Annotated in this window: 11 protein-coding genes; 7 read left to right on the top strand and 4 right to left on the bottom strand. The window is 60.0% G+C overall.

What is annotated here, in order from left to right; genetic code table 11:
* The first annotated feature begins 259 nt into the window (after positions 1-259).
* From GUY23_RS02875 to GUY23_RS02860, 4 genes are all read left to right on the top strand, one after another.
* Positions 260-1,432 (top strand): amidohydrolase family protein, encoded by a 1,173-nt coding sequence (locus tag GUY23_RS02875; RefSeq protein ID WP_208085453.1) that lies wholly within the window; start codon positions 260-262, stop codon positions 1,430-1,432.
* A 4-nt stretch (positions 1,433-1,436) separates the two neighbouring features.
* The gene (locus tag GUY23_RS02870) at positions 1,437-2,573 is read left to right on the top strand and encodes an amidohydrolase family protein (protein WP_166969561.1); all 1,137 of its coding nucleotides are present in this window, start codon (positions 1,437-1,439) and stop codon (positions 2,571-2,573) included.
* Positions 2,570-3,091, top strand: a complete 522-nt coding sequence (locus GUY23_RS02865) for a Rieske (2Fe-2S) protein (protein ID WP_166969559.1) — start codon at positions 2,570-2,572, stop codon at positions 3,089-3,091. Before GUY23_RS02870 ends, GUY23_RS02865 begins: the two co-directional genes overlap by 4 nt.
* Before the next feature lie 158 nt (positions 3,092-3,249).
* Positions 3,250-4,236 carry a PDR/VanB family oxidoreductase gene (locus tag GUY23_RS02860; protein WP_166969557.1) on the top strand — a complete coding sequence of 329 codons (987 nt, stop codon included), beginning with the start codon at positions 3,250-3,252 and terminating at the stop codon, positions 4,234-4,236.
* 56 nt (positions 4,237-4,292) lie between these two features.
* Here GUY23_RS02860 and GUY23_RS02855 read toward each other — a convergent pair whose 3' ends face one another.
* The gene (locus GUY23_RS02855; RefSeq protein ID WP_166969555.1) at positions 4,293-5,114 is read right to left on the bottom strand and encodes a GntR family transcriptional regulator; all 822 of its coding nucleotides are present in this window, start codon (positions 5,112-5,114) and stop codon (positions 4,293-4,295) included.
* 179 nt (positions 5,115-5,293) lie between these two features.
* Positions 5,294-6,232: a LysR family transcriptional regulator gene (locus GUY23_RS02850; RefSeq protein WP_228282682.1), complete on the bottom strand. Its 939-nt coding sequence runs from the start codon at positions 6,230-6,232 to the stop codon at positions 5,294-5,296.
* Between the two features lie 103 nt (positions 6,233-6,335).
* Here GUY23_RS02850 and mmsB point away from each other — a divergent pair, with 103 nt between their 5' ends.
* Both mmsB and GUY23_RS02840 read left to right on the top strand, forming a co-directional pair.
* Positions 6,336-7,223, top strand: a complete 888-nt coding sequence (mmsB, locus tag GUY23_RS02845; protein WP_323127147.1) for a 3-hydroxyisobutyrate dehydrogenase — start codon at positions 6,336-6,338, stop codon at positions 7,221-7,223.
* Between the two features lie 105 nt (positions 7,224-7,328).
* The gene (locus GUY23_RS02840) at positions 7,329-8,804 is read left to right on the top strand and encodes an aldehyde dehydrogenase family protein (RefSeq protein ID WP_166969552.1); all 1,476 of its coding nucleotides are present in this window, start codon (positions 7,329-7,331) and stop codon (positions 8,802-8,804) included.
* Positions 8,805-9,052: 248 nt separating this feature from the next.
* On the opposite strand, the gene GUY23_RS02835 is transcribed toward GUY23_RS02840, so the two are convergent.
* Positions 9,053-9,403, bottom strand: coding sequence for a CarD family transcriptional regulator (locus tag GUY23_RS02835; protein WP_323127146.1), 351 nt, complete (start codon positions 9,401-9,403; stop codon positions 9,053-9,055).
* 650 nt (positions 9,404-10,053) lie between these two features.
* The gene (locus tag GUY23_RS02830; RefSeq protein ID WP_166969548.1) at positions 10,054-11,523 is read right to left on the bottom strand and encodes a DHA2 family efflux MFS transporter permease subunit; all 1,470 of its coding nucleotides are present in this window, start codon (positions 11,521-11,523) and stop codon (positions 10,054-10,056) included.
* A 102-nt stretch (positions 11,524-11,625) separates the two neighbouring features.
* On the opposite strand from GUY23_RS02830, the gene GUY23_RS02825 reads away from it, so the two are divergent.
* The gene (locus GUY23_RS02825) at positions 11,626-12,273 is read left to right on the top strand and encodes a TetR family transcriptional regulator (RefSeq protein ID WP_166969546.1); all 648 of its coding nucleotides are present in this window, start codon (positions 11,626-11,628) and stop codon (positions 12,271-12,273) included.
* Positions 12,274-12,609 lie beyond the last annotated feature (336 nt).

Here is a 12,609-nt window from a genome sequence, read left to right as displayed (position 1 = left end):
GATCCACGTAGTGATGAGGCTAACAATTTGATCGGAGTGCGTCAATGTCTGATACCTGGCGAACGTCCTTCCGGCAGATGCCCTGCCGACGTCACTCCTACGGATCCCACGGTGTTGCGAACTGCCGAAGATGGCAGCCGGCGATCACCGCCGACTTGGCAACTCCTTGCTGCGGACCGGTCGAGTTTGATCGTCCATCGCAGCTCAATTCCAGAACCCGGCTGCAGACTCCGCTCGGCACCCGGTCGACCGTCTCCTTGTGACAGACCACGAGGCATTCCTAAGAGAGTTAGGTGAAACCGAAATCATGAGTACGAGCATTGCCGATCAAGCGCCTCTCAGCGCGGATACGAACGTCCGGTCAGCGGTTGTGGACTGTGACGTCCATCCGATATTGCCGTCGCCGAACTCCCTGCTCCCCTATTTGGATGAGTATTGGGGCGACCAGATGGTGGCGGCCCTATCCCCCAACTATGAGCCCAACTACCACCCACGTGGATCCGCGATTGCACAGCGCCCGGGCGTCTCCGTCGATGATGATGGGCGCGCGGCCACCTCGGTGGAATCTTTGACCAAAGACGTCTTCGCCGACGGATTCGCCGACTACGCCGTCCTCAATTGTCTCTATGCCGTTCAGCAGATTCATCAGCCGAGACGCGAAGCGGCACATGCGCGGGCGTTGAATGAATGGATCGCACATGAGTGGCTCGACCGCGATCCACGTCTCCGCGCGTCGATCGTCGTCCCCATGGGCACACCACGAGCGGCCGCCGATGAGATCGCCTACTGGGCGGACAGAGATAGCCGTTTCGTCCAAGTGCTCGTCCTCGGCCAGTCGGAAGTGCTGCTCGGGCGAGAAATCAACTGGCCCATCTGGGAAGCCGCTGAGCAGGCCGGCCTGCCCGTAGCCATTCATATCGGAGGAGTCTTTAGACAGGCCCCGACGTCGGTCGGCTGGCCGACGACGTACCTCGAATGGTACGTAGGCCAACAAGCGAATTTCGAAGCTCAGCTCGCGTCAATCGTCTCGGAAGGCGTCCTGCAGAAGTTTCCGAACACCAAGGTCGTCGTGACAGAGGCGGGGTTCAATTGGCTTCCACCGTTCATGTGGAAGTTCGACAAGCTGTGGAAGAGCTACCGGCCCGACATCCCCTGGCTCGACCGAGCGCCGTCCGAGCTCATCCGCGAACATTTCCGCTTCACCACTGCACCCGCTGACGGCGCCGAGGAACCAGGTCGCCTCGACACCATCGTCGATCGAATGGGGTCAGATCGCCTCCTCGTCTATTCGAGCGACTATCCGCACAACCACCGTTCCGCCCCCCGCGGCATCGAGACCGGAACCAACGATTCTTCGCTGCTGGACCGGATCTATCAGCACAATGCCGCAGACCTCTACCGCCTTGTCGTCCCCACTTCAGGAAAGGAATGAAACGATGACTACCATCGATCGAGTAGAAGCCACTGGAATTCTGGGAGCCCCCGTCGTCGACACCGGGGTGATCGATGTCGATATTCACCCGACACCCCAGGAAGGAAAGATCAACACATATCTGCCGGCCAAATGGCGAAAGCACATGGACGAGTACGGGGTCCGAACGACCAATGGTCTGCAGTCCATCGGCGAGTACCCACAGATGTACGGTGGAGCGATGCGGGCGGATGCCTGGCCGGAGAACGGTTTTCCCGGCTCCGACCTCGGCCTGATTCAAGAGCAGCTGCTGGATCTGCACAATGTCCAGCTCGGCGTTCTCCAATGCCTGGCACCCGGCGGCCAGACGCTCAACCCGGCCTCGCAGGCGCTGAATCCGGAACTGGGCGCTGTGCTGTGCTCGGCCATCAACGACTGGCAGCTTGAATGTCTCGTGTACCCGGACCCACGGCTGAGGGCGGCGATTCCCGTCACTCTCGACTGCCCGGAGTTTGCCATCAAGGAGATCAAGCGAGTCGGTGACGACCCCGGAGTGGTGTCCATCCTGGGCCTCAGCAAGACGCTCGAACCGCTGGGCAGCCGTCGGTATTGGCCACTGTACGAAGCTGCGATCGAAGCGGGCCTACCGTTCCAATTCCACCTGTCCACCGGCGGCGGACATGCCAACACCGGCACCGGCTGGACGTCTTACCACACCGAATACCACGTCGGTCATGTCCAGAGCTTCCAGTCACAGATGCTGAGCCTGATCCTGTCCGGAACCTTCGACAGGTACCCAGAACTGAAGATCATGTTCGTCGAAGGAAACGTCGTCCACTTCGCCTCACTTCTTGAGCGATTGGAGTACCACTGGAAGACCCTCAGCAGCGAAGTGGATCTGCAACGCAAGCCAAGCGAATACATCCACGATCACATCTGGGCTTCCACTCAGCCCATTGACGAACCGGAGAAGCCGGCACACCTTGCCGACATGATCGAGGAATTCTGCGCAGACAACGTACTCTACGCCTCGGATTATCCTCATTTCGACTTCGATTCCCCGGAAACCGTCTTTCCGCCGAGCTTCCCCCAGGATCTGCGCGAGAAGATCCTGCGCAAGAACGGCCAGAAGTTCTTCGGACTGGAGGTCACCGAATCATGACCAAATATGTCGTCGCCAATGCAACGGAGATAGCCCCCGGAGAACGCAAAATCGTTGAACTCGAGGGCCGGTCGATCGGCGTATTCAACATCGACGGCGAGTACGTCGCCCTGCTGAACCAATGTCCTCACGCCGGTGCCCAGCTCGCAGCCTACGGCACCATCTTCGGGGTCTCGGAAGCGGAGGGACCCGATGAGAAGATCGACTACCAACGTGGCAAGTCCTTGCGGTGTCCTTGGCACCAATGGGAATTCGATATCCACACCGGCCAGTCGTGGTACGACCCACGCAATACCAAAGTCCGCAAATACGACGTCGAAGTCGTCTCCGGTTCTCCAGAAGACGTCGTCGACCCCGATGGCGGAGTACAGAAGGGTCCGCACGTGATGGAAGGCTACGCAGTCGGCATCGAAGATGAGATGGTCGTGGTCGACACCAGCCGCCGGCGCAAAGGAACTCAGAGCAAGAAGCTGAGAACAGCCCCCTGCGCTGTGGCCACGGCCACATCCACCGACTGAGACCGCTGCCGCAGGGAACTGCGCCGGGCATCAATACAACTTTCTCACCTGTGCGCCCGGCGCAGTTCCTTCCGGCCTCAACACAATTGCTCGGCATCTGCTGAGCGAACGAACGATCACTGCGATCGCAGCGTCCACATCCCATCTGGAGGGCACTTATGAATTCCCCCACCGCGCTGAAGACACGCGCTAACAACATCGACGTCGTCGAGCTCGAGACAACCATCGCTGATATCACAGACGAGGCAGACGGAGTACGCTCGATCGAGTTCGTCCATGCCGAGGGCGACGAGCTTCCACCGTGGGAACCAGGAGCTCACATCGATGTTCTCATCGGCCCCGATCTCGAACGACAGTACTCTCTGTGCGGCAGCACAGAGACTCCTCACAGTTGGAGAATTGCCGTTCTGAAGGAACCCGAAAGCCGCGGCGGCTCACAATGGATGCATGAGGAGCTGAAGGTCGGCGATCGAATAAGAATTCGTGGCCCTCGGAACAACTTCAGCCTTGTCGATGCCGACGAGTACATCTTCATCGCCGGCGGAATCGGGATCACTCCGCTCTTGCCGATGATTGCGCACTGCGAATCGAACGGCAAGCCTTGGCGACTTACCTACGGTGGTCGATCGGAGGCCTCGATGGCCTTCATCGATACACTCGCATTGCACGGCGAGAAGGTGGAGTTCTGGCCACAAGACCGCGCCGGCATCATCGACCTGGACACGCTCCTCGCAAACCCCCGCGACAATGTGGCAGTATTCTGCTGTGGTCCCGGGCCGCTCCTGGACGCGGTCGAGAAGCAATGCGAGCGGTGGCCGAAGGGCACTCTCCATGTCGAACGCTTCCGTCCAAGCAAGAATGCATTGTCAGGTGAGAACACGGCGTTCGAAGTCGAGCTCGACGAGAGTGGGCAAGTCATTGACGTCGCAGCTGATCAGTCTATCGTCGAAGCTCTCGAGGCTGCTGGAATTCACATACCGACTTCCTGCAGGGAAGGAACCTGTGGTACCTGTGAGACCGTCGTTCTCGACGGAGTCCCCGACCATCGAGACTCCTTCCTCACCGACCAGGAGAAAGAATCAAACGAGGTCATGATGCCGTGCTGTTCTCGCGCGAAGTGCCCACGGCTCGTGCTCGACCTCTGACAATCATTCCTGCTGTCCCCTGCGACCGGGTCAGCGGCTGCTTTCAGAGCTGGCCGTCACGTCACCCCGGTCGCAGGGTCTGCAGAATCGACGAGGATCGCCCGGGCAAGTGCCTCTGCGGCGAATTCCAGGTGCTCGCGGGAAGTTGCTTCGACCTCGTCTGCGTCACCCGCGCGGATAGCCCGAGCTATCTGATCGTGCTGCGTCCAAGCCTGCTCAAAGACCTCACTCAGATTGAGCACCTGGACCATGGCACGTTCGACAGTCGACCATACCGGCATGATGGATCGACGGAAGAAAGGGTTTCCCGTCGCATCGAGGATGGCCATATGGAAGTCACGATCGGCCGTGAGCAACTGCGCTGGCGCATACTCGTGGAAATGAGATCTGTGCGCATCGACGATCTTTTCGATCTTCGCAATCCCCCAAGTCGGCTGGTCTACGGCGACAGTTCGAGCCGCGCGAATCTCCAATGCGCCGCGCACCTCGAAAACATTGCGCACGTCGTCTGCGGTCAGCGGACTCACGATGACACCGCCGCCCGGCACGACTTCAAGAATCCCTTCGGTCACCAACTCAGTGATGGCTGTTCGCACCGGCATGCGGCTTACGCCCAACTGCTGCGCCAGCTTCACCTGATTGAGCCGTGATCCGGTTTGAATCTCCCCTAAGACGATGGCAAGGCGCAACCGATCTCGGACGTCTCGGACGAGAGCAGTCGTGTCGCGCGGCGGCAGCTGCCCAAGAACACTCGGCCGGTCGCCGGCGCCGTCAGGCGCGACGCCCTGTGGGACATGAAAAGAGATAGTATCCCTCCGCTGCGGCTCGTCGGCGGCGTCGATGGCTGAAGACTCGGGTAAAGCCTGCACAACGCCCATACTTAGGTTTGCTTTCCTTACGTTACCATCGAGTGGCCACCATGGATCCACGATCCGACACTACGAGAGCATCAACACCGCACACTACGCCGGGCACCCTCGGGCGAGAGATGAGCTCGCCCTTCGACCTTTGCATGGTTCGAACGCCGCCGATCAGCAGATCGTCTCTGCCATGGAGTTCACTCGCGTTCGACGCCTTCCATCGGATCGCCGTATTCGTCTGTGTCGATTGGCGGCACGAGACGACCGGCCTCCGCACGGGCCATCGCAACGAGATGTTCACACACGGCCGACACCCGCTCAGTGTTCGCCAGTCGCGAGGGAACGATCATCCAGAAGCTTCGCCTGGCTCTGACACGAGAATGCAGTACAGGTTGCAGACGGGAGTCATGGTGGGCGAGAAAACACGGCAGAAGACCAAGACCGACGCCACTCGCCGCCGCTTCCACTTGGGCGAAGAGATTCGTCGTTCGGAAGACGATGTTCGCTTTGGTAGCCAGACCCTGAGCGCTTTGCAGTTCAGGAAGATCCAGCAGCGACTCGACGAACCACACGATATCGTGAGCGGAAAGGTCGCGTTCCTCGCTGATCGGCGGATTCTGGTCGAGATACCGAGAGTTTCCATACAGTCGCAGATCGTACTCACACAGGTGCGTCATGCTGAAACCGGGCCGCTCCGGTCGGTGCAGAGTCACGGCAATGTCGAATTCGCCGACTGCGTAACTGAGCAGGTTGCTGGTCGTCACGAGCTCGACATCGATCTCAGGATACTCAGCTCGAAGCCGCCCCAGACTTGGTGCGATCACTCCCCCGCCGAATCCATCTGTGGCGACGATCCGGACAGTTCCCTGGGGGCGATGCTTCCGATCACTGACGGCTGCCTGCGCCGCGTCCGCTTCCTGCTCGATCTTCTGTGCGTGGGGCAGCAGTCGCTGTCCCGCAGCCGTCAAGACCCATCCACTCGGCGTCTTATCGAAAAGGCGGACTCCGAGATCCTTCTCAAGTGCGCTGACACGACGGCGGATCGTAGTGTGCTCCACTTCAAGCCTCTGTGCAGCAATTGAGAGTCTGCCGTAGCGGGTGAGGGCGAGGAAATACCTGAGATCCTGAAAGTTCATATTGTGCATTCTTGCACATCATGGATGCCGATCTTCGTCTTGTTCGTGCACCGATCCATACCCAATAGTGGGTAACGGCATTTGTTACCAATGAAGGCAGGAAATGATGACCACAATTGGATTCATAGGTCTGGGGACGATGGGCGGGCCGATGGCGGCCAATCTCGTCAAAGCCGGTTATGAGGTACAGGGCTTCGACCTTATCGATGAGGCCCGACAGAAGGCGACAGACAGTGGTGTTCACGTCGCGTCGTCTGCGACTGCTGCGGCCGAAGGCGCTAGCGTGCTCATAACGATGCTTCCCAAAGGCGAACATGTACGACAGGCGCTCCTCGGCGAAGACAGCCCCTTATCTGTTCTCCCGCCCGGCAGCATCGTCATCGATTCGTCGACAATCGATGTACCGACGACTCGCGACCTCCATGAACGAGGAGGCTCACTCGGCTTGAAGATCCTCGATGCTCCTGTTTCCGGTGGTCTCGCCGGAGCCGAGGCGGGCACTCTGACTTTCATGATCGGCGGAGAGTCCGAGACTGTCGACGAAGTGCGCGAACTCTTCACCACGATGGGTTCGCGAATCGTCCAAGCCGGGGGACCCGGGTCGGGTCAAGTAGCCAAGGCAGCGAATCAGATGGTCTTCGGCAGCAGCCTTGTCGCACTCTCGGAAGCATTCACTTTCGCAGAGCGGCTCGGTCTCTCGCCGGAGAAGCTCTTCGACGTCCTCAGCACCTCGTCGGGCGACTGCTGGGCACTGCACAATTTCTGCCCGCTCCCTGGACTCGTCGAAGGATCCGCCGCTGATCATGACTATGCGCCCAAATTTGCCGCCAGCCTGCTTGCTAAGGACCTTGGTCTCGCCGCCACTGCCGCCGACAGCGCAGGAGTCGAACTCGTCGTCGGTCTCGGGGCGAAAAGCAAACTCGATGAGCTTTCGGTGAACAGCGGACATCTCGATTCCTCGGCAGTCATCACCACAGTCGGCGTGAAGTAGGCGCCGGAGCCCAGGGTCGGGGTCGTCTCCCCACTCTGGCACGGAACCACTCGGCGACACACAACCTGACCGATACACGCAATACTTCTTGGAGGTACTACACTCATGGCTACAGTTACCGCACAGCTTTCCGATGAATACCTGAATCTGATCGATGGTCAGTGGGTCGCGGCACAAAGCGACGAATGGATCACCGTTGAAAGCCCCAGAGATCGCAATGAGATCGCACGAGTTCCGCGGGGCGGTGAGGCGGATGTCGATGCGGCAGTCTCCGCAGCCGCTCATGCTTTTCCAATGTGGAGGGATACCGCGCCTCGCAGCCGAGGACGCATTCTTCAACAGATCGCTGACGCACTCGAGCCTCACGCGGAACGCATAGCACGCATCATCTCGTTGGAGAACGGCAATGCGCTGCGGACACAATCGAGGGGAGAAGTTGCCTTCGCCGTCGATGTGTTCCGATACTTCGGCTCACTCTCCGGAGAGACCAAAGGTGAAACGATCCCGCTCAAAGCAACAGCTTTGGACTACTCTCGTCGCGAACCGCTGGGAGTGGTCGGAGCGATCACCCCGTGGAACGCACCAGTGCAACTGGCGGTGATGAAGATTGCTTCGGCGATCGCTGCTGGCAACACGGTCGTGCTCAAAGCAGCCCAAGACGCCCCTCTGGCCGTCCTTGAGATCGCCAAAATCGCCAATGAGCACCTTCCACACGGCGTCCTCAACGTTGTCGTCGGTTTCGGCGCCGAGGCCGGAGAGGCGCTCATCGCCCACCCCAATGTGCAGAAGCTGTCATTCACCGGCTCCACCGGAGTGGGCTCACGAGTGATGTCCGTCGCCTCGGACCGGATCCTTCCGGTTTCACTTGAGCTGGGTGGCAAGAACCCTCAGATCGTATATCCGGATGCCGACGAGGATTGGGTTGCCGAGGGCACGATCACCGGAATGCGTTTCGTGCGTCAAGGCCAATCATGTACTGCTGGATCTCGCCTCTTTGTGCACCGGAGCATTCTCGACTCATTCGTCGAAAAGCTCAAGAAGCACCTTGCCAAACTCAAAGTCGGCGACCCTCTCGACGAAGACTCTGACATCGGCGCAATCGTCAACAAGAAGCAGTTCGAACAAGTCTGCAGCTACATCGAAGAGGGGATCAACCGCGAAAGCACTACCGTCGCCATCGGTGGACAACCGCCCACCGAAGGTCCGTTGTCCGAGGGATACTACGTCGAGCCGACCGTGATCGTCGGTGTGGAGAATGACTGGCGCATTGCACAGGAGGAGATCTTCGGCCCCGTCATGTGCGTCATTCCCTGGGATGACGAGGACGAAGTGATCCGGATGGCCAACGACACGCACTACGGGCTGTCGGCATTCATCTGGACACACGACGTCGGCAAGGCGCTGCGTGCCGCTCATTCGATCGAGGCCGGATGGATCCAGGTCAATCAGGGCGGAGGACAAGTTCTCGGACAGTCCTACGGCGGTTACAAGCGCAGCGGAATCGGTCGAGAGTTCTCACTCGAAGGCATGATCGAGAGCTTCACTCAGAGAAAACACGTCTCCATCGACATCACGCATTGATTTCTCGGGTGATCTCACCTTGAGCTGCGCCGAATGATGGCCGTGGGCGGGACATTGACTCAGTGTCCCGCCCACGGATTTTCCTCTCGCAACATACTGCGGGAGCCAGATCACCTGCCCTGTCAGAGCAACTACCAACAATGTCCGCACATCTGCCCTCAGCGGTGAGACGCAAGACTCATCCATGGGTCGCGATGCACGGGAATTCGTTCGCCTTCCCGACCACAGCTCGCAAGAGTGGCCATCACCTATGAAAGCTGTTGATCGATTCGCTCGAGAGCCGCATCGATTGTCATCCCCAAGGCGACGGACAGCTCACCGGCGAGGAGGTCAGAAGCCGCGAGCAGAAGCTTACGCTCGCCTGCTGAAAGCTCACTTTTGGATTTGCGGACGTAGAGGCTCTGTACGACTTCAGCGAGGCGTTCCGGGCGGCCCGATGCCAATTTCTCCTCGTTCGCTTTGAAGCGGCGCGACCAGTTCTCCGGTTCGCTCTGGCTGAGCGCGCCCATCGAATCAAGTATCGATTGGGCCGCCGAACGTCCCAAGGGCTCGCGCAGACCGATCAGGCCCACGTTTTCGACTGGAAACTCGATGGTCAACGCAGGAGCCAGACACCTCGCGATCGCCCATTCTCTGGTCGATCCATTGACGGTCCTCATTGACACGCCAGTGATCGTCAATACACCATGTGCGGGGTGAACCACACGCTTCCCCTCAACCAGTCGCATACCTGGGTCCCTTGCAGTAGGTGGTCCCGAAACATCGCCGCTCGGTAAGACCGCGCACAGGATATAAGTTGTCGCCCGAATTGCAAGTGGGTCAGCCAGTCGTCCCATCACGTGGCCGATGACGGCCCCTCGAGGGCCGATAGCGGCGAGATTCTTACTTTGCACTCAGGAGCGGTTTGCCGCAGAGGCGACGAGTCGGCAGCAGAGCGGAGCGCCTTGTTATGGAATTATGGCGTGCACACTCTATTCGGGGTTGTCAGTCTGACATGTTGATCTGCTGACGACCTGCCGTGGCGCCGGCGGCAGCCGAGCACGAATTGGACTACGGTTTAGGCGACGGCACCGCGGCATCACTCACATCAAGCGGATCGTCACCGAAGAGTTCCTCTACGCCTGCACCTCGACCTCAGAAGACCAACGGCAGGAAGCCGTGTGGATCTGGAACATCCACTGCAACGGCTACCTGGCGGCACCACTATTGCATCCGCCGTCTACGACACCTCATGTCCGAGGGAACGCGATCAGTGCGGAATCGGTGTTCGTGTGCCGCCACCCTCGGGACGTCGCACGAAACACGCAAGCAGAATGCCCACTGATGCCATGGATGCCCCCACTACGAAAGCGGAATGAGTTCCGTGCGCCGTCGACTCCGCAAGGTCCGCCCCCATCTTCCCGGCCGTCGCCGACTGCACGGACATGAGGGTGACGAACAGAGCGGTGCCAGCGGCACCAGCGACCTGCTGGATCGTGCTGAGTGTGGCACTGCCGTGCGAGTAGAGAGCCGCGGGCAAGGCTCCGAGCGCCGATGTGAGCAGCGGAGTGAATACGAACGCGAGCCCCGCGTTGAGAGTCATCTGCACGACGATGATCCACCAGATAGGCGTGTTGAGTCCGAAAGTGGCCATTCCCCACAACGCGAGCGCGGCCACGGTCATCCCGGGAATCACGAGCGGCGTCGGTCCAAAGCGGTCGAACAGCGAGCCGACCAGCGGAGCCGCCGCGCCCATGAGGACACCTCCGGGCAAAAGGATCAGTCCGACGCTGAGCGTGTCGACCCCCAGCACCTGCTGGAGATACATCGGTAACAGGATCAGAGAGCCGAACAGAGCGGCAAAAACCACCGTAACGAGGACGATCGCGAGCGTGAACGAACGCGACCGGAAAGTGCGCAGGTCCAGAAGGGCGCTGTCGGTACGCTGCAGAGCGATCTGGCGGATGACGAATGCCAGCAACGCAGCTGAACCGATGACGATGGGAATCCACGGAGCGATCGGCGCATGCCCGGAAGCTGATTCGCCGATCGAACTGAGGCCGAAGATCAGACCGCCGAAGCCCAACGCCGACAAGACGACGGACAACAGATCGAAACGTGCCTCACGCAGCTCTGTCACGTTGCGCACCCACACGGCGCCCAGTGCCAGCGCGATGAGTGCAATCGGCAGCACAATCCAGAACATCCACCGCCAGTCCAAGACTGCAAGGATTATGCCCGAAACAGTCGGCCCGACCGCCGGTGCGACGGCCATGACAACCGAAATCACGCCCATCATGCGGCCTCTCCGTGACGGCTCGACGACGTTCAGCACAGTCGTAAAGAGCAACGGCATCATGATCGCCGTACCTGATGCCTGCACCACTCGCCCTGCCAGAAGAATTCCGAATCCAGGCGCAAGGGCCGCTACCAGGGTACCGAGTGAAAATGCGGACATCGCCGTGAGAAAGAGCGCACGCAGCGAGAAGCGATCCAGGAGGTAGCCGGTGAGCGGAATCACGACGGCCATCGTCAGTAGGAAGCCAGTCGTGAGCCACTGCGCCGTGCTCGCCGAGATACTCAGGTCGACCATGAGACTCGGCAGCGCCACGCTCATGATCGTCTCGTTGAGGATCACGACGAAAGCCGAACCGACGAGGAGCGCGATGACCGACCTTCCATGCTTACGCGTCGTTGCGGCAGGATCCTCAGTGGCGGGCGGGTGCTCTTGTGTGCTCATGTGTGTCCTTCGTGTGTTCGTCTTCGGGCGGGCAGGCTATCGAGCCTGAGCCAGGATACATGACAGTATCTGCCAATACGGCACATACTGTACTATGACATCATGTGTGATCAACAGGTTCCATCCGAGCCCGCGGTCGGCCTGCGCGAACGAAGACGTCGCGAGACGATGCGGGAGATCGCCGATGCGGCGCTGTTACTGTTCGAATCCCAGGGCGTGCGAGCAACGACAGTCGATGACATCGCTGAACAGGCCGGCGTCGCTCAACGGACGTTCTTCCGGTATGCACCGACCAAAGAGCACGCCGTCTTCTCCGACGACCGAGGCTGGGAAACCGCGATCGCGGTCACTCTTGCCAGAACCGCAGAAGGAGTGCCCCTCGCTGCTGCGCTGGAGCAAGGATGGCTCGCCGAGGTTACTGCGTTCGACGCCAAGCCACGCACCGAGCATGAGCGAGCACTGCGACTACGCCGGCTCGCCCTGAACGAGCCGGACCTGCTGGCGATCACACTGGCGCGGGATGAGACCCATGTCTCCGAACTTGCGGAAGCAGCAGCGCAGATATCCGGAAATGATCTGCTGACGAGCAGGTGCATCGTCGCACTCGTTTCCACACTGGTGCGCCAAGCGTTCGACGAATGGGCTCGACGCGCGGTAAACGGCGACGAGGTCAGCGTGCAGTCGCTGTACCTGGAAGCCCGGACCGGACTCACCGCAGTCCTAGACGGATGGGACATCGCACCTTCTTGAGGCCATTGCAATCGGATGGTTCGAGGGACCGACCGCTTGGGATTCTGCCTGGCGACGACAATATGTAGTGGCCTCGGTAAATGAGCCGGCCATCGCGCTCATCACACCGAACCCGTTTCTCTCATCATCGGGACCGGAACCCTCGAGGTCACGAGCGACGGCGCGTGCAGGGTCTCCGGAGTTGTCATCGCTCAATCGACGGTTGCACCCTGCAACCTTGCCGGCGTCTACTATCGACTGCGCCACACGGACTTCCTCCCGCCCGCCCCCTCGTCACTGCATGCCGCGACATCCGCCCGGCAATCGTTACCGTCCCCGATGCAGCCGCTGACAATC

Origin of the sequence: Brevibacterium atlanticum (assembly GCF_011617245.1) — a bacterium.
Taxonomy (GTDB): domain Bacteria; phylum Actinomycetota; class Actinomycetes; order Actinomycetales; family Brevibacteriaceae; genus Brevibacterium; species Brevibacterium atlanticum.
This window is presented reverse-complemented; position numbering and strand designations above follow the sequence as displayed.